16 protein-coding genes are annotated in these 16,879 nt (G+C 68.9%); 2 read left to right on the top strand and 14 right to left on the bottom strand.

Going from position 1 to position 16,879, the window contains the following annotated elements; all coding sequences use genetic code 11:
- Positions 1 to 16: 16 nt before the first annotated feature.
- From ACIRB1_RS19480 to ACIRB1_RS19500, 5 genes are all read right to left on the bottom strand, one after another.
- Entirely contained in the window at positions 17 to 970 is a 954-nt protein-coding gene (locus ACIRB1_RS19480) for a WYL domain-containing protein (RefSeq protein ID WP_352180292.1), read from the bottom strand.
- Positions 971 to 1,101: 131 nt separating this feature from the next.
- Positions 1,102 to 1,473, bottom strand: coding sequence for an FKBP-type peptidyl-prolyl cis-trans isomerase (locus ACIRB1_RS19485; protein WP_352180291.1), 372 nt, complete (start codon positions 1,471 to 1,473; stop codon positions 1,102 to 1,104).
- Between the two features lie 93 nt (positions 1,474 to 1,566).
- Positions 1,567 to 2,580 (bottom strand): FKBP-type peptidyl-prolyl cis-trans isomerase, encoded by a 1,014-nt coding sequence (locus ACIRB1_RS19490; RefSeq protein WP_352180290.1) that lies wholly within the window; start codon positions 2,578 to 2,580, stop codon positions 1,567 to 1,569.
- A 142-nt stretch (positions 2,581 to 2,722) separates the two neighbouring features.
- A complete protein-coding gene (gene pafA / locus ACIRB1_RS19495; RefSeq protein ID WP_171143128.1) occupies positions 2,723 to 4,084 on the bottom strand; it encodes a Pup--protein ligase in 1,362 nt (453 codons plus the stop codon).
- A gap of 9 nt (positions 4,085 to 4,093) precedes the next feature.
- Positions 4,094 to 5,347: an MFS transporter gene (locus ACIRB1_RS19500; RefSeq protein ID WP_403466355.1), complete on the bottom strand. Its 1,254-nt coding sequence runs from the start codon at positions 5,345 to 5,347 to the stop codon at positions 4,094 to 4,096.
- Positions 5,348 to 5,471: 124 nt separating this feature from the next.
- Here ACIRB1_RS19500 and ACIRB1_RS19505 point away from each other — a divergent pair, with 124 nt between their 5' ends.
- Positions 5,472 to 6,488 carry a LacI family DNA-binding transcriptional regulator gene (locus ACIRB1_RS19505; RefSeq protein WP_403466356.1) on the top strand — a complete coding sequence of 339 codons (1,017 nt, stop codon included), beginning with the start codon at positions 5,472 to 5,474 and terminating at the stop codon, positions 6,486 to 6,488.
- A 77-nt stretch (positions 6,489 to 6,565) separates the two neighbouring features.
- Here ACIRB1_RS19505 and prcA read toward each other — a convergent pair whose 3' ends face one another.
- The 6 genes from prcA to arc all read right to left on the bottom strand — a co-directional run bounded on the left by prcA (position 6,566) and on the right by arc (position 12,702).
- Positions 6,566 to 7,312 (bottom strand): proteasome subunit alpha, encoded by a 747-nt coding sequence (prcA, locus tag ACIRB1_RS19510; RefSeq protein ID WP_266767097.1) that lies wholly within the window; start codon positions 7,310 to 7,312, stop codon positions 6,566 to 6,568.
- Positions 7,313 to 7,381: 69 nt separating this feature from the next.
- Positions 7,382 to 8,227: a proteasome subunit beta gene (gene prcB / locus ACIRB1_RS19515; protein WP_352180287.1), complete on the bottom strand. Its 846-nt coding sequence runs from the start codon at positions 8,225 to 8,227 to the stop codon at positions 7,382 to 7,384.
- Entirely contained in the window at positions 8,179 to 8,754 is a 576-nt protein-coding gene (locus ACIRB1_RS19520) for an endonuclease VII domain-containing protein (protein WP_403466501.1), read from the bottom strand. The genes prcB and ACIRB1_RS19520 overlap by 49 nt, the downstream gene beginning before the upstream one ends.
- 51 nt (positions 8,755 to 8,805) lie before the next feature.
- A complete protein-coding gene (locus tag ACIRB1_RS19525) occupies positions 8,806 to 9,024 on the bottom strand; it encodes a ubiquitin-like protein Pup (protein WP_401196475.1) in 219 nt (72 codons plus the stop codon).
- Between the two features lie 155 nt (positions 9,025 to 9,179).
- Positions 9,180 to 10,691 (bottom strand): depupylase/deamidase Dop, encoded by a 1,512-nt coding sequence (dop, locus tag ACIRB1_RS19530; RefSeq protein WP_352112369.1) that lies wholly within the window; start codon positions 10,689 to 10,691, stop codon positions 9,180 to 9,182.
- A gap of 244 nt (positions 10,692 to 10,935) precedes the next feature.
- Positions 10,936 to 12,702: a proteasome ATPase gene (arc, locus tag ACIRB1_RS19535; protein WP_328832465.1), complete on the bottom strand. Its 1,767-nt coding sequence runs from the start codon at positions 12,700 to 12,702 to the stop codon at positions 10,936 to 10,938.
- A gap of 386 nt (positions 12,703 to 13,088) precedes the next feature.
- Here arc and ACIRB1_RS19540 point away from each other — a divergent pair, with 386 nt between their 5' ends.
- Positions 13,089 to 13,394 carry a ferredoxin gene (locus tag ACIRB1_RS19540; protein ID WP_403466502.1) on the top strand — a complete coding sequence of 102 codons (306 nt, stop codon included), beginning with the start codon at positions 13,089 to 13,091 and terminating at the stop codon, positions 13,392 to 13,394.
- Positions 13,395 to 13,407: 13 nt separating this feature from the next.
- On the opposite strand, the gene ACIRB1_RS19545 is transcribed toward ACIRB1_RS19540, so the two are convergent.
- The 3 genes from ACIRB1_RS19545 to ACIRB1_RS19555 form a co-directional block, all read right to left on the bottom strand.
- Positions 13,408 to 13,992: a hypothetical protein gene (locus tag ACIRB1_RS19545; protein WP_403466357.1), complete on the bottom strand. Its 585-nt coding sequence runs from the start codon at positions 13,990 to 13,992 to the stop codon at positions 13,408 to 13,410.
- 230 nt (positions 13,993 to 14,222) lie between these two features.
- The gene (locus ACIRB1_RS19550; protein WP_266767102.1) at positions 14,223 to 15,128 is read right to left on the bottom strand and encodes a tRNA (adenine-N1)-methyltransferase; all 906 of its coding nucleotides are present in this window, start codon (positions 15,126 to 15,128) and stop codon (positions 14,223 to 14,225) included.
- 50 nt (positions 15,129 to 15,178) lie between these two features.
- Positions 15,179 to 16,867 (bottom strand): site-2 protease family protein, encoded by a 1,689-nt coding sequence (locus ACIRB1_RS19555; protein WP_403466358.1) that lies wholly within the window; start codon positions 16,865 to 16,867, stop codon positions 15,179 to 15,181.
- Positions 16,868 to 16,879: the final 12 nt, after the last annotated feature.

Below are 16,879 nucleotides of genomic sequence, written 5' to 3' on the forward strand. Positions count from 1 at the left end.
TCTCTTCCGCTCCCCCTCAGCCCTTGGCCACGGCACGCAGCCGGTCCACTACGTCGGCCCGCAGCTCGGCCGGCTCCAGGACGACCACATCGGGGCCGAACTCCACCAGCCAGGCGTCCAGCCCATGGCCGTACGGAATCTCCAACTCGTCCCAGCCGTCGCCGAGTTCCCGAACCGCCGTGGCCTTCGCCCGCAAGGGGTAACCGGAGCCCGTGCGCAGCCGGATCAGCGCGGAGCGGTCGGCGGTCTCCCCCGCCCAGCTCGCGACGGTCTCCCGTACGGTGACGACGTCGGGGATGTCCGCGGTGAACCGTCCGTTGCGCGAGCGGACCTTGCCGGTGATCCGGGACAGCCGGAAGACGCGCTCGGCGCCCCGGTCGCGGTCCCAGCCGGCGAGGTACCAGTGGCCGCGCCAGCACTCCAGCGCCCACGGCTCGACGTTGCGGGGTTCGGGGCGGGCGGCGGTGGCCTTGCGGTACTCGAAGACCACCGGACGGCGGTCGCGGCAGGCCAGCATCAGCGGCTCGAACGACGCCTCGTGCACCGGAATCCGCGGCTCCAGGGCGCCGTGCGGCTCGTACGGGTCGAGGTCCTCCGGCATCCCGGCGGCGCGCAGCTTCTGTAGGGCGCCGCTCGCGGCACCGGCGAGCCGGGCCTGCTGCCACACCTTGGCGGCGAGACCGAGCGCGGCGGCCTCCTCGGCGTCGAGGGTGATGGGCGGCAGGCGGTTGCTGTCGCGGCGGGCGAGATAGCCGACCTCGCCGTCCAGGTTCTCCACCGTCTCGATGACGAGCCCGAGTTCGCGCAGATCGTCCTTGTCGCGCTCGAACATCCGGTTGAAGGAGTCGTCGGAGCCCGCTTCGAGGTACGCCTCGATGGACTCGCGCAGCTCACGCTTGCTGAGCGGCCGCCGTGTCCCGAGCAGACACAGCGCGAGGTTCATCAGCCGCTCGGCCTTGGCAATGGCCATCGACGCCCTTCGCCTTCCTCATGTACGTACGAACGATGACCGTACCGCCCCGCGCGGGCCTGACAAAAGCCGAGGGCCCATGCCCCAGCAGGCATGGGCCCCAGATGATCGGGTCCGGTCGGAACCGGTGATCAGACGGCGATGAGGTCGACCACGAAGATCAGGGTCTCGCCCGGCTTGATCGCCGGGGTCGGGCTCTGGTCGCCGTAGGCGAGGTGCGCGGGGATGGTCAGCTGGCGACGGCCGCCGACCTTCATGCCCTGCACGCCCTGGTCCCAGCCCTTGATGACGCGGCCGCCACCGAGCGGGAACTTGAACGGGGTACCGCGGTTCCAGCTGGCGTCGAACTCCTCGCCGGTGCTGAAGGACACTCCCACGTAGTGGACGGTGACGTTCTGGCCCGCCACCGCGACCTCGCCGTCGCCCTCCCAGAGATCCTTGATCTCCAGGTCGGCCGGGGCTTCGCCCTCCGGGAAGTCGATCTCGGGCTTCTCGATGCTCACGTCTCTAGCTCCTGCTTGTGTACGACAAGGCAACTCCGACAGTCTCGCAGACCGGCCGAATCCGTGCTCCGGCCAGGCCCGACCCCACTGGGGTCACATGGCCGCCAGGATGTCCACGGAGAACACCAGGGTGTCGCCCTTCTTGATGGCGCCGCCGCTCGGCGGGTTGTTGCCGTAGGCGAGGTCAGCGGGCGCCACGATCATGATGCGGCTGCCGACCTTCTTGCCGGTGATGCCCTGCGCCAGGCCCTTGACGACCGACTCCATGTCCTTGATCGCGAACTGGCTCAACCGGCCCTGGGTGTACGTCGATTCGAACTCCTTGCCGGTGCTCCAGACCACGCCCTTGAACTGGCACAGGATCGACTGCGTCTCCTTGACGACGGCTCCGTCGCTCTCCAGGACGTAGTTCGACACCAGCTTCTTCGGCGGGTCGGCCTTCGGGATGGTCACCGAGGGGGCCTTGCCGTCGGTGTTCGTGCCGACCTTGGGCAGAGCGGCGTCGGACTGCGCGACGGTCGTCCCCTTGGCGGAGCTCTTGGCGTTGAAGGAGTCCTGGATGTCGATCACGAAGACCAGCGTGTCGGTGCCCTTGATGCCCGCCTGCGCGTTGCCCGTCGTGCCGTAGCCCCAGGTCGGCGGTACGGCCATCTCGACGCGGCTGCCGACCTTGCGGCCCGCGAGGCCGTAGCGCCAGCCGTCGATGATGCCGCCCTGGGCGAGCTGGATCACCAACGGGGTCTTGCGGTCGTAGGAGTTGTCGAAGACCTTGGCCGTCGACCACACCTGGCCGAGGTAGTTGACCTGGACGAAGTCGTTCTCCGCGACGGCCTTGCCGCTGCCCGCGATCACCGTCTTCACCGCGAGGTTCTTGGACGGATCGCCGCTGCCCTTGGCCACGGTGGGCTTCTCGTCGAACTTCGTGCCCGCGGTGATCGCCGGCAGCGGACCGTCCACCAGCTTCGGCGGCGGCACCGCGGAGGCGGACGAGGACGGCGAGGGCGACGGCGACGCGCTGGCCTTGCTGGAGGAGGAGCCGCTGTCACCGCACCCCGCGATCGTCACAAGTCCTGCGGGAACAGCGAGAAGAACAGAGCGTCGACGCACGGTGGGGGCCTCGTAATCGGTCGATCTTGTTGATGGCGTGCGCGCAACTCTACGGTGCGCGACGGGCCCCGTACGTGAAACGTACGGGGCCCGTGTGGCGTACCGAATATGTATCCGGACGTCGGTGTCCGGATGTTTCTGCCTACATCCCGGCGATCAGTTTCTCCACCCGGTCGTCCACCGAACGGAACGGGTCCTTGCACAACACCGTGCGCTGTGCCTGGTCGTTGAGCTTGAGATGGACCCAGTCGACGGTGAAGTCCCGCCGCTGTTCCTGGGCCCTGCGGATGAAGTCACCGCGGAGCCTGGCCCGAGTGGTCTGCGGCGGAACGGACTTGCCCTCGAAGATCTTCAAGTCGTTGCAGATCCGGGCGGCTTGGCCCTTCCTCTCCAGGAGGTAGTAGAGCCCTCGGCGACGGTGGATGTCGTGGTAGGCGAGGTCGATCTGGGCGACCCGCGGGTGGGACATGGTCATGTTGTGCTTGGCCCGGTACCGCTCGATCAGCTGGTACTTCATGACCCAGTCGATCTCGGTGCCGATCCGGTCGAGGTCCTCGGCCTCGATCGAGTCCAGCACCCGGCCCCACAGTTCGAGGACCTGCTCGACGGTGCCGGTACGGATGCCGCGGCGCTCGACGAAGTCCACGGCCTTCTCGTAGTACTCGCGCTGCACCTCCAGCGCGGAGGCCTCGCGGCCGCTGGCCAGACGCACCTTGCGCCGGCCCGTGATGTCGTGACTGACCTCGCGGATCGCCCGGATCGGGTTCTCCAGGGTCAGGTCGCGCATCACCGTGCCCGCCTCGATCATGCGCAGCACCAGGTCGGTGGCACCGACCTTGAGCAGCATGGTCGTCTCGGACATGTTCGAGTCGCCCACGATGACGTGGAGACGGCGGTAGCGCTCGGCGTCCGCGTGCGGTTCGTCGCGGGTGTTGATGATGGGCCGGGAACGCGTCGTCGCCGAGGAGACGCCTTCCCAGATGTGCTCCGCGCGCTGACTGACGCAGTACACGGCACCGCGCGGAGTCTGCAACACCTTGCCCGCGCCGCACAGCAGCTGACGCGTGACCAGGAACGGGATGAGGATGTCCGCGAGCCGGGAGAACTCGCCGTGCCGTGCCACCAGGTAGTTCTCGTGGCAGCCGTACGAGTTGCCCGCCGAGTCGGTGTTGTTCTTGAAGAGGTAGACGTCGCCCGCGATTCCCTCCTCGTGCAGGCGTCGTTCGGCGTCCACCAGGAGTCCTTCGAGAATGCGCTCGCCGGCTTTGTCGTGGGTGACCAGTTCGGTCACGTTGTCACATTCGGGGGTCGCGTATTCCGGATGTGAGCCCACGTCGAGATAGAGCCGGGCGCCGTTTCGCAGAAAGACGTTGCTGCTGCGGCCCCATGACACGACACGGCGGAAGAGGTACCGAGCCACTTCGTCGGGAGACAGACGTCGCTGTCCCCTGAACGTACACGTGACGCCGTACTCGTTCTCCAGCCCGAAAATGCGGCGGTCCATGACTGAACATTACGCCCGATCCCCTGTGCTGAAACGGGGTTCGACGGCACGGTTTGGATCATTTTCCGATGAAGCCGCAATCACCCCGCCCCCGGCGGGAGCTGCGAGGACCCGTCCGGTCGCCAGCAGGACCAGCAACGACACCGCCCCCGCGGCCCCCGGTACGGCGAACCCCCACAGCGCGCCACCGGCCTCCACGACCGGTCCCGCGACGCCCGTTCCGACCGACGCGCCCACGGTGAACGTCGTCACAAGCCATGAGAAAGCCTCGGTGACCGTGCCCTTCGGGGCATGCCGGTCGACCATGATGAACGCACAGGCGAGCGCGGGCGCGAGGAACACCCCGGCGAGCACGGTCAGCAGCACCATGGCGACCGCCCCCGGCATCAGCGTCAACGGCAGGTAACACACCGCCAGCAGCCCCACCAGGACCCGCAGTCGCCGCTCCGGCACCCCGCTCCACTGCCGCGCCCCGTAGACGGTGCCTCCGAGAAGCGCCCCCAGGCCGATCGCGGCCATGAGCCACCCGTAGACCACGTCACCGCCGTGCGCGTCCGCGTACGACACCGAGGCGACCGTGATCGACCCGAGCGCCATCCCTACGAACAGGAAGGCGCCCAGCAGCGCCAGCAGCCCCGGCGAGCGCAGCGCGCCCAGCCAGTGCGCCTCACGCGGGGCCGAGCGCCACGCGCGCGAGGGGGGCGACACGACCACGGAGAGGGCGCCCAGCACCCCGATGACGTTCAGCACGAGCAGCGCCACCGGGGCCGACCACAGCGACACGAACACCGTCACGAGCAACGGCCCCACGGTGAACATGACTTCCTGGGCGACCGCGTCCATCGCGTACGCCGTGTGCACCTGCTCCTCCCGGCCCAGCACGGCCGGCCACAGCGCCCGCAGACCGCCCTCCAGGGGCGGCGCGAAGAGCCCGGCGGCGGCGACGGCGACGTAGGCGAGGGGCAGTGGATCGGTGCCCCGGAAGGCGAAGACGGCCATGGCGAGCGCCGACAGGACCGCGGCCGGCAGCTGGACCCGCGGCTGCCCGTGGACGTCCACCAGCCGCCCCAGGAGGGGCTGCCCGACGGCGTTGGCGATGCCGTAGACGGCCGCCAGCGCTCCCGCGAGGCTGTAGGTGCCGCCCTCCGCGCGGATGAACAGCACGATGGCGATCGCGGCGGTGGCGTTCGGCAACCGGCCCACCAGCGTGCCCACGAGCAGCCGGGTGGCGTGCCTCGCCCTGAGGATCTCCAGATATCCCACGGCCTCGAACCGCCCTCCCCCTCACCGTCACCCATGAGGTTTTACGTATAACGTCCACTGCCATACGTACCATGTGCGCTGTTCGCACGTCCATACGGAGTCCCTACGAAGGAGCAGGCCGACGGTGGCAGCAGGCAGCACCCGCCCCACGAGCCGCGACGTCGCGCAGGCCGCCGGCGTCTCCCAGGCCGCCGTCTCCCTCGTCCTCGGCGACAAATGGCGCGGCCGGGTCTCCGCCACCACCGCCGAACGCGTCCGCGAGGCCGCCCGCGAGCTCGGCTACCGTCCCAACCTCGCCGCCCGCAACCTCCGCCTCGGCAGCACCCGCACGGTCCTTCTCGTCGTCCCGGCGCTGACCACGGAGTTCTTCGCCGGCGTCTACACCGGCGCCGCCCGCGTCGCCGCCGAACACGGCTTCGGCGTGGTCCTCTACCCCTCCCCCGAAGGCATCGGCCCCGCCCGCGACCCCTTCGCCTCCGCCCAGGCAGCCCTCGACGGCGTCATCGCCTCCTCCATGGCAGCCGACGCCCTCACCGCGATCCGCGGCGACCAGCTACCCCTGGTCATGCTCGACAGCGACCCCAAGGGCAGCCTCGGCGCCGCCACCGTCAACCTGGACATCGCCGACGGCGTCCGCCAGGTCGCCGACCACCTGCTGACCCTGGGCCACCGCCACTTCCTGCACCTCGCCGCGGACATCCCGTCCTGGACCTTCGAGGCACGCGCGCGTGAACTCGCCGCACGGGTCGGCGCGGTGACGGGCACTTCGGTGCGGACGACCCGCGCCCCCATCTCGATCGACGGCGCCCTGAAGGCGGCCGAGGCCGCGCTCGCCGACCCGGGGTCACGGGCGACCGCCCTGGTCTGCGACGACGACAAACTCGCCGCCGGCGCCTACAAGGCCGCCCGGCGCCTCGGCCTGCGCATCCCCGACGACCTCTCGATCACCGGTCTCGACGACCTGGCCCTCGCCACCGCCCTCGACCCCGAACTCACCACCGTCCGCCTCGACGCCGAACTCTTCGGCGAACACGGCATGCGCGCCCTCCTCGCCGTCCTGGACGGCCGCACACCGCACGAGGGGGACATCCCGGTGGAACTGGTCGTCCGGGGCTCCACGGCACCACCAGGCGCCCCCTGACGCCCCTGTGGCCCACCAACGCCGTGCGCCCCGGCCGATGACCGGCCGGGGCGCGCGAAAAGGCTGGACGAGGCCGCCTACTCCTCGTCGTCGCCGTCGGTCTCCTCCGACGACGTGTCCGCGTTCTCGCCCTCCAGCAGGCGGGACAGCTGACGGCCGACGATCCGCTTGAACTTGCGGGCCTGCGGACGCGTACGGTCCAGGACCGCGACCTCCAGGCGTTCCGCGGGGATCTCCCGCTCACTGCCGTTCGTGTCGCGCGACAGGGCCTGTACGGCCAGCTTGAGCGCCTCCGCGAGCGTCATGCCGTCGCGGTGCCGCTGGTCCAGATAGCTGCTGATCGTCTCGGCGTTGCCGCCGACCGCGACCGAGCCGTGCTCGTCCACGATCGAACCGTCGTGCGGCAACCGGTAGATCTGGTCGCCGTCCGGCGTGTCCCCGACCTCCGCGACGACCAGCTCCACCTCGTACGGCTTCTCGGCCGCGCTGGAGAAGATCGTGCCGAGCGTCTGGGCGTAGACGTTGGCGAGACCCCGGGCGGTCACATCCGCACGGTCGTAGGTGTAGCCGCGCATGTCGGCGTAGCGCACACCGCCGATCCGCAGGTTCTCGTACTCGTTGTATTTTCCGGCGGCCGCGAACCCGATCCGGTCGTAGATCTCGCTGAACTTGTGCAGCGCGCGGGACGGGTTCTCACCGACGAAGACAATGCCGTCGGCGAACTGCAGCACGACCAGGCTGCGGCCACGGGCGATGCCCTTGCGGGCGTACTCCGCCCGGTCGGCCATGGCCTGCTGGGGTGAGACATAGAACGGCGTCGACACCGGTATCCGTCCCTCTCTTTAAAGTTCCGTCGAAGTCAGTGGATCACCTTGATGAGAACGGGCCCTCGGTCAGAGCAGCGCGGCGCGCGGGCCGTCGGGCTGCTGCAGTCGCCGCTCCAGGATCGAGCGGGCGATCTCGGAGGACTCGTCGTCGGTGAGCCGGCGGAAGCCGTCCTCGGTGATCACGGTGACGATCGGGTAGATCCGGCGGGCGACATCGGGACCACCGGTCGCCGAGTCGTCGTCGGCCGCGTCGTAGAGGGCCTGGACCACCAGGGTCGTGGCCTCGGCCTCCGTCAGGTCGTCGCGGAAGAGCTTCTTCATGGCGCCGCGCGCGAAGACCGAGCCGGAGCCGGTGGCCGCGTAGCCGTGCTCCTGGGAACGGCCGCCCGTGACGTCGTAGGAGAAGATGCGGCCGATGCCGCGGTCCACGTCGAAACCGGCGAAGAGGGGGACCACGGCGAGGCCCTGCATGGCCATGCCGAGGTTGGAACGGATCATCGTGGACAGTCGGTTCGCCTTGCCCTCCAGGGAGAGTTGGGCGCCTTCGACCTTCTCGAAGTGCTCCAGCTCCAACTGGAAGAGCTTGACCATCTCCACGGCGAGTCCGGCGGTGCCGGCGATGCCGACGGCCGAGTACTCGTCCGCGGGGAACACCTTCTCGATGTCCCGCTGCGCGATGACATTGCCCATGGTGGCCCGCCGGTCACCGGCGAGCACGACACCGCCGGGGAACGTGACAGCGACGATCGTCGTGCCGTGCGGGGCCTCGATGACGCCCTGGGTGGGCGGCAGTTGCCGGTTGCCCGGAAGCATCTCCGGCTGATGGTCGGAGAGGAAGTCCATGAAGGACGACGACCCAGGCGTCAGGAAGGCAGCTGGTAGACGCCCGGTGCTACGAGTGTTGGCTTCCACGAGGATCCTTCCAAGTAGGCGGCAGCCCGACGAACAGCGTCGGGATCATCTCCCAACTTGCCGATGGCCGAATTGCAGTTGAAGCACAGTACGCCACGGACCCTACCCGTCTCATGGCAGTGATCCACATGAATGGCCGGGGCTTTCAAACAGATCACGCAGAGCCCCATCTGAGAGGCGACCATCGCGTCGCGTTCGGCTTCGGTGAGGCCGTAGTTGCGCTTCAGATGGTGGGCACGCCCCTTCAACGCTTTGCACGCCTTGCAGAGTGTCCCCAATCCATCCGAGGAGCTCCCGTTCCGGGGCCATTCGCTGTGCGGCTTGATCTCGCCACAGGTGCGGCAGTACTTGTGCCCCTCAGGCGTATCCACCCTGGGTCGGACCTTGCGTCCCTTTGCCAGCTGCCGCTGTTGGTGGTACGCAGCCGCACACTCCCGGCAATAACTCTGCAAGCCGTCCCGGATCGACCTGTTGTTTGCGAACGCTGCTCGCGGCTTGTACTGATCACACCGCGAACAGCGCTTCACATCTCCTTCGAGCGTCACGACGAATCTCCCCCGCAACCTTCAATTCGAAGGCTACTCGCCGCCCTTCTGAACGAAACTTCGAACGAAGTCCTCTGCGTTCTCCTCCAAGACATCGTCGATCTCGTCCAGAACCGAGTCGACGTCGTCGCTCAGCTTCTCGTGGCGCTCCTTGAGGTCGTCTGTCGCCTGCGCTTCCTCCGCCTGCTGTTCGACCTCCTCCGTGGAGCGCGTCGCCTTCTGCTGTCCGCCGCCGGTGTCCTTGGTCGCCATAACCCTCACCCCGCTCGGTTCGACGTTCTTGATCAGACCCTACTTGCAGGGACTGACATCGGCCCCGCAGTTCCTACAACGTACGGCGGCCACCTCGATGATTCCCGGCCACCGGACATTCCACCCTGCCCGGCAGCCCGGACCCGAGGGCCCCGTCAGCCGCCCGACAGGACCCTGACCAGGTCTTCCGCCGTACGACAGCGGTCGAGGAGCTCCTTGACGTGATTACGCGTTCCGCGAAGCGGTTCGAGGGTTGGGACGCGCTGGAGCGAGTCCCGGCCCGGGAGGTCGAAGATCACGGAGTCCCAGGAGGCGGCGGCGACGTCGTCGGCGTACTGCTCAAGGCAGCGGCCTCGGAAGTACGCGCGTGTGTCCTCCGGAGGCGTCGTACGCGCCCGCTCGACCGTGTCCTCGTCCAGCAGGCGCTTGATGCGGCCACGGGCCACCAGACGGTTGTAGAGGCCCTTCTCGGCCCGTACGTCGGCGTACTGGAGGTCGACGAGCTGGAGCCGGGCCGCGTCCCAGTCGAGGTCGTCGCGGCGCCGGTAGCCCTCCATCAGCTCCCGCTTGGCGACCCAGTCCAGTTCGCCGGCGAGGCTCATCGGGTCGTTCTCCAGGCGGTTGAGCGTGTCCTCCCAGCGGATCAGGACGTCCTTGGTCTGGTCGTCCGCGTCGGAGCCGTAGCGCTCCTCGACGTACTTGCGGGCCAGCTCGAAGTACTCCATCTGGAGCTGGACCGCAGTGAGGGTCCGGCCGCTGCGCAGGGTGACCAGGCGCTTGAGGGTCGGGTCGTGGGAGACCTGGTGAAGAGTGCGGACGGGCTGGTCCACGGCCAGGTCGACGGCGATGAAGCCGTCCTCGATCATGGAGAGGACGAGGGCGGTCGTGCCGAGCTTGAGGTAGGTCGAGATCTCGGAGAGGTTCGCGTCGCCGATGATCACGTGCAGGCGGCGGTACTTCTCGGCGTCCGCGTGCGGCTCGTCCCGGGTGTTGATGATCGGGCGCTTGAGGGTGGTCTCCAGACCGACCTCGACCTCGAAGTAGTCGGCGCGCTGGCTGAGCTGGAAGCCGTGCTCGTGCCCGTCCTGGCCGATGCCGACGCGACCCGCTCCGGTGACGACCTGCCGGGAGACGAAGAAGGGCGTCAGGTGGCGCACGATGTCCGAGAAGGGGGTCTCCCGCTTCATCAGGTAGTTCTCGTGCGTGCCGTAGGAGGCGCCCTTGTTGTCGGTGTTGTTCTTGTAGAGGTGGATCGGCTGCGCGCCGGGGAGTTGGGCCGCGCGCTCGGCGGCCTCCGCCATGATGCGCTCGCCGGCCTTGTCCCACAGGACGGCGTCCATGGGGTTGGTGACTTCGGGGGAGCTGTACTCCGGGTGCGCGTGGTCGACGTAGAGCCGTGCGCCGTTGGTGAGGATGACATTGGCCAGGCCGATGTCCTCGTCGGTGAGCTGGCTGGAGTCGGCGACCTCCCGGGCGAGGTCGAAGCCTCGCGCGTCCCGCAGCGGATTCTCCTCCTCGAAGTCCCAGCGGGCCCGCCGGGCCCGGTGCATCGCCGCCGCGTAGGCGTTGACGATCTGGGACGAGGTGAGCATGGCATTGGCGTTGGGGTGGCCGGGGACGGAGATCCCGTACTCCGTCTCGATGCCCATTACTCGCCGTACGGTCATGCGGCCCTCCTTGCCCGGCAGCGCCCCCGGTCGGGGGCGCCGCTCACGTACCGCTGGCGCTCCGGTGCGTGTGCGGTGCCCGTCCCCGCACTGCGCGACTCGGCGGTACCGAAGAGCCTAGAACGGCTTTGCGCTGGTGGGGAGATCATTTGCGTCATTGGCTCGCGCGCCCCTTGTTCGGTCATGGCCTGAAAAACAGTCGGCTGCGGGTACCCGCTCAGGGCACCCGCAGCCGCCCTGTTTTTTACAGGTACTGACCGGTGTTCGCCACCGTGTCGATGGAGCGTCCGGTGTCGGCGCCCTGCTTTCCGGTGATGAGCGTACGGATGTAGACGATCCGTTCGCCCTTCTTTCCGGAGATCCGGGCCCAGTCGTCGGGGTTGGTGGTGTTGGGGAGGTCCTCGTTCTCCTTGAACTCGTCCACGCAGGCCTGGAGGAGGTGGGAGACGCGGATGCCCTTCTGCTTGTGGTCGAGGAAGTCCTTGATGGCCATCTTCTTGGCGCGGCCGACGATGTTCTCGATCATGGCGCCGGAGTTGAAGTCCTTGAAGTAGAGGACTTCCTTGTCACCGTTGGCGTAGGTGACCTCCAGGAAGCGGTTCTCCTCGGATTCCGTGTACATGTGTTCCACGGCCGTCTGGATCATGCTCTGGACGGTGGTGGTCTTGTCGCCGCTGTGCTCGCCGACGTCCTCGGGGTGGAGCGGGAGGCGTTCGGTGAGGTACTTGGCGAAGATGTCCTTGGCGGCCTCGGCGTCGGGACGCTCGATCTTGATCTTCACGTCCAGGCGGCCGGGGCGCAGGATGGCGGGGTCGATCATGTCCTCGCGGTTCGAGGCGCCGATCACGACCACGTTCTGAAGGCCCTCCACACCGTCGATCTCGGCGAGCAGCTGGGGGACGATGGTGTTCTCCACGTCCGAGCTGACACCGGAACCACGGGTGCGGAAGAGGGACTCCATCTCGTCGAAGAAGACGATGACAGGGGTGCCCTCGCTGGCCTTCTCACGAGCACGCTGGAAGACGAGGCGGATCTGCCGCTCGGTCTCTCCGACGTACTTGTTCAGCAGCTCGGGACCCTTGATGTTGAGGAAGAAGCTCTTGCCGGTGGCCTGTCCGGTGACCTCGGCGACCTTTTTGGCCAGCGAGTTGGCGACGGCCTTGGCGATGAGCGTCTTACCGCATCCGGGGGGCCCGTAGAGCAGGACGCCCTTGGGCGGCCGCAGTTCGTGCTCCTTGAAGAGGTCGGGGTAGAGGTACGGCAGTTCGACCGCGTCGCGGATCATCTCGATCTGGCCGCCCAGACCGCCGATCTGCTCGTAGCCGATGTCGGGGACCTCTTCGAGGACGAGTTCCTCGACCTCGCTCTTCGGGACGATCTCGTAGACGTAGCCGGAACGGGGTTCCAGCAGCAGGGCGTCGCCGGGGCGGATGGTGATGTCCAGCAGTGGCTCGGCGAGCCGTACCACCCGCTCCTCGTCGGTGTGCCCCACCACGAGGGCGCGTTCGCCGTCCTCGAGGATCTCCTTGAGGGTGACGATGTCGCCGACGCGCTCGTACTCCATGGCCTCGACCACGTTGAGCGCTTCGTTGAGCATTACTTCCTGGCCGCGGCGGAGCTCTTCGAGATCCACGCTTGGGCTGACGTTCACCCTGAGTTTGCGGCCGCCGGTGAAGATGTCCGCGGTGCCGTCCTCGTTGGCCACGAGGAAGACACCGAAGCCGGCCGGCGGCTGTGCGAGCCGGTCGACTTCTTCCTTGAGGGCCACGATCTGGTCGCGGGCCTCACGGAGCGTGTTGGCGAGTCGCTCGTTCTGGGCGGACACCCCGGCCAGATTGGTCTGCAGCTCGACGATCCGCTCTTCGAGAATCCTCGTGTGTCGCGGAGAGTCGGCGAGCTTACGTCGCAGGACGGCGATCTCCTGCTCAAGGTAGGCAATCTGCCCGGACGGGTCGTCGGACCCTCGTCCCGGGCGGATGCCGCGGTTCATGTCGTCGTCGTGGGCTGCCACGGTCCTCACCTCCTCCAAGGGGAGCTGGACGCTTCCAGACCCTACCTGGGTGGGTGTCGATTGAAACCCCTAGATCACAAAGACTGTCAAGGTGTGTCGTCGGTCACCCTGCGCTCTCCCTCACGCCGTGTGGATACCCACTCAACGTGATTCAGAAGCCGACTGTTCCAACGCCGGGTTGGTCAAAACCCTTCACGGTGGACGTGAGTTGCCGTGGACGCGGCTTCCACGCCCGGTGGAAACCGGCCAGCGGGTCCCTGACGGAGAGTGCGCATGCGGACAGTGTCCGTCATGCGGTGGCGTGAAACCTGGGATCGCGGAGAAAGGTCCTCAGGGCGGCCGGAGGTAGGGTCGACTGAGTTCAACACCCGGCGGAAACAGGAGACATCACCGTGCAGGACGAGGCCGCGGCCGACGGCGAGGCGCTGGAGGTCTGGATCGACCAGGACCTCTGTACCGGCGACGGGATCTGCGTCCAGTACGCCCCCGAGGTCTTCGAGCTGGACATCGACGGCCTGGCGTATGTGAAGAGCCCGGAGGACGAGTTGCTCCAGGACAAGGGGGCCACCACGCGCGTGCCGCTGCCGTTGCTGGTCGATGTCGTGGACTCCGCCAAGGAGTGCCCGGGTGACTGCATCCATGTGCGCCGGGTCGCGGACCGGGTCGAGGTGTACGGGCCCGACGCGGCCTGAGGGCGCGCGGGGGTCAGACGTTCTGGGCGTTGCCGGGGGTGGAGCGGACGAACGTGCCGTTCTGCCACTGCCACTTGGCGGTCTCTTTCACGTCGGGGCAGCAACTGGGCACGTCCGCCGTCGAGTAGCCGAGCAGTGTGGTGAGCACGGCGCCGTCGCGTACGGCGAAGTCGGTGACGGTCTCGCGGGCCTTCGGGGCGACGAGGGTGGCGACCACGCGCGGTGAGGCGGCGCCGGCGGCCTGGGTGAGGACGTAGACGCCGTCGGGCGGGGTGCCCATGCCGGCGTCGCAGTGGACCACGGCGACCGTTTCCGGCCTGCCGTCGCCGTCGAGGTCCCCGGAGGCCTTCTTCTGTACGACGGCCTTGACGGGGCCGCAGTCGATCGGGAAGGCGACGCCTGTGGTCGAGGGCGCGGAGACGGTGCTGCGCGCGGACTTGGTCTGCGGGCCCGAGGCCTGGGCGGCGTGCGCGGAGTCGGGTTGCAGGCCGGAGGAGAGGGCTACGACCCCGGCGAGGGCCGTGGCGGTGGCGACCCAGTGGATGGGCCGGGTGGTGGTGTGTGCCAGTTCCAGTTCCGGGACGGCGGAGTGCTGCACTAGGAGTGTCTCCTGCGAAGGCTGTGCCGGTGGGGGTGGCCTGCATGGTGCCACACGTCACAGTGCGGGGGAACGGCGGGGTCGACAGTTCGTTCGCACGGTCGCACAGGGCGGGCCGCTGGTGGCGATGCGTCAGAAGAGAGACGCCGTGGCCGGGTTCCGGAGGTCTTCCGGGAACTCGGCCACGGCGTTCGTGCGTTGAGTGCGGCACAGGGCCGCCGGGGTGGGGCTCAGCGGCCTGCTGCGCCACCGGCGGCGTTGGGGCCGTCGTAGTCGTCGCCGTAGGCGCCCTTGGCGGGGCGGCGGCGGCGCATGGGGGGCTCGACGCCGTCCGCGAGGCGGCGGGCGGTGAGGAGGAAGCCGGTGTGGCCGATCATCCGGTGGTCGGGGCGGACGGCCAGGCCCTCGACGTGCCAGTTGCGGAGCATCGTCTCCCAGGCGGTCGGCTCGTTGAAGGAGCCGATCTCCCGGATGGACTCGACGGTGCGCGCGAGCTGGGTGGTGGTCGCGACGTAGCAGCAGAGGATGCCGCCGGGCACGAGGGCCTTGGAGACGGCCTCCAGGCACTCCCAGGGGGCGAGCATGTCGAGGATGACGCGGTCGACGTCAGTGTCGGACAGGTTGTCCTGGAGGTCGCCGACGGTGAGCTGCCAGGCGGGGTGCGGGCCGCCGAAGTAGCGCTCCACGTTCTGCTGGGCGATCTCGGCGAAGTCCTCGCGGCGCTCGTAGGAGTGCAGCATGCCCTGGTCGCCGATGGCGCGCAGCAGGAAGCTGCTGAGCGAGCCGGAGCCCACGCCCGCTTCCACGACGCGGGCGCCGGGGAAGATGTCGGCGAAGGCCAGGATCTGCCCCGCGTCCTTGGGGTAGACCACGGCGGCGCCGCGGGGCATGGACAGGACGTAGTCGGGGAGCAGGGGGCGCAGCGCGAGGTAGGCAACGTTTCCGGTGGTGCGGACAACGCTGCCCTCGGGTGCGCCGATCAGTTCGTCGTGCGGGAAGGAACCCTTGTGGGTGTGGAAATTCTTCCCGGCTTCGAGCGTGAACGTGTAGTGGCGGCCCTTGGGGTCGGTCAGCTGAACCTGGTCCCCGACCTTGAAGGGCCCGCGCCTGCGGGCGGCACCGGTCGGTTCGGACATGTGACCAGCCTACCGGCGTTTGTGGGGGCCGCCGACCACGCGCGCGTGCCTCAGCTGGGGCGGGCCATGGCCTTCACGAAGGCGCGCTCGACGTCGGCGGCGGACAGGACGCCGTAGATCTCGCCGGTCTCCTCGATGACGAGGTACTCGGTGGCGGGGGCCGCGCGCAGGGCGTCGAGGAGGTCCTCTCCGGCGAGTTCGGCGGAGACCCGCATGCCGTCGGTGAGGTCCTGGGCGAGGCCGCTGACGGCAACCCAGGGGCGGCGGTGTTCGGGGACGCCGACGATGGCGGCCTCGCGGACCAGGGAGAGGGGCTGGCCGTCCGCGTCGACGACGACCAGGGCGCGGGCGCCGGCGGCGTTGGCTCGGCGCAGGGCCTCGGAGAGCGGGGTGTCGGTCTCGACGGGGACCGCGCGGCGGGTGAGGTTGCGGGCGCGGAGTTCCGGGAGGTGTTCGCGGAGGCGGGCCATGCGGAGGCTGTTGCCGGCGCCGGTCCAGATGATCGCGGCGAGGATCGCGGCGAGCAGCGCGTCCGTGACCGTGTCCATGCCGCTGATGTCCTCGGTGTTGGTGCCGAGGACGCCGGTCTGGGTGAGCAGCGGGAGGCCGATGAGGACGGAGACGGCGAGGGCGCGGCCGACCCAGGCGGCGGCGATGGTGCCGCTCATGGGCCTGCCGGTGATCTTCCAGACCACCGCGCGGAGCATACGGCCGCCGTCGAGGGGCAGGCCGGGCAGGAGGTTGAAGGCGGCCACGATGAGGTTGGAGACCATCAGGCCGGCGAGCAGGACGCCGGGGACGGTGCCGGGCTCCACGGGCAGCATGGCCAGATAGAAGATGCCCGAGAGGATCAGCGAGAGCAGCGGGCCGACGAAGGCCAGCACGAACTCCCTGCCCGGGGTCTCGGCCTCCTTCTCGATCTCGGAGACACCGCCGAAGAACTGGAGCTGGATGCGGCGGACCGGGAGTTTGAAGCGGAGCGCGGCGACGGTGTGCGCGAGTTCGTGGACCAGGACCGAGCCGTAGAAGGCGACCGCGAAGAAGAGGGCCACGAGGTAGCGGGCGGCGCCGAGTTCGGGCAGGACGCGGTCGAGCTGGCCGCCGAACACCCAGGTGATGAGCGCGGCGACGAGGAACCAGCTGGGCGCCACGTAGACGGGCACGCCGAAGGGCCGTCCCATGAGCAGGCCGCCGCCGGGCTCCTTGGGGCGCTGCGGGGGGCGTCCCTTGGCGATGCGGGTGCCGGGGCCGGGGGTGGTGTCGGTTCCGGGGTGTTCAGTGTGGGCGTAGGCGTGGTGGGGTGCGAGGTCGTGGCCGTCGGTGTGGTCGTGGCTCGCGGGGGTGCCGTCGGGCTTCGGCTCACCGTTGAGGTGGGCGTGCGTGGGGGCGGGGGCGGACGAGGTGCCGGGGTCCGTGTGGTCCCGGGTGCCGGGGTCGATCGAGGTGGCCTCGGGCGCTGCGGTTTCGTCCGTGGCCGGCCGGGACGGGGATTCCGTTTCCGTACAGTCCTCCGCTTCCGTACGGTCCTCCGCGGCGGGCTCCGGTGATGTGCTCGCGTCGCCGTGGGCCTCGGGCTGGGAGGTGTCCTCGTGGTGCGGAGGTGTCGTCCCCGCCGCGGTGTCGTCCGGTTCGGTTTCGGGGGTGCCGGGGTCGGCGGCCGGGGTGGTGGCACCCGTGGCGTGCTCGGTCGGCTCGTTGATGCCGGACCGCGGCTGCCCGCTCCCGCCGCTCTCGTCCACGGTGTCCCCTCT

This window comes from Streptomyces sp. NPDC096013, assembly GCF_044763565.1.
GTDB lineage: Bacteria > Actinomycetota > Actinomycetes > Streptomycetales > Streptomycetaceae > Streptomyces.

Coding starts and splice junctions, on each gene's coding strand:
- ACIRB1_RS19480 (WP_352180292.1), bottom strand. CDS start 970: ATGGCCATTGCCAAGGCCGAGCGGCTGATGAACCTCGCGCTGTGTCTG.
- pafA (WP_171143128.1), bottom strand. CDS start 4,084: ATGGACCGCCGCATTTTCGGGCTGGAGAACGAGTACGGCGTCACGTGT.
- ACIRB1_RS19525 (WP_401196475.1), bottom strand. CDS start 9,024: ATGGCGACCAAGGACACCGGCGGCGGACAGCAGAAGGCGACGCGCTCC.
- dop (WP_352112369.1), bottom strand. CDS start 10,691: ATGACCGTACGGCGAGTAATGGGCATCGAGACGGAGTACGGGATCTCC.
- ACIRB1_RS19550 (WP_266767102.1), bottom strand. CDS start 15,128: ATGTCCGAACCGACCGGTGCCGCCCGCAGGCGCGGGCCCTTCAAGGTC.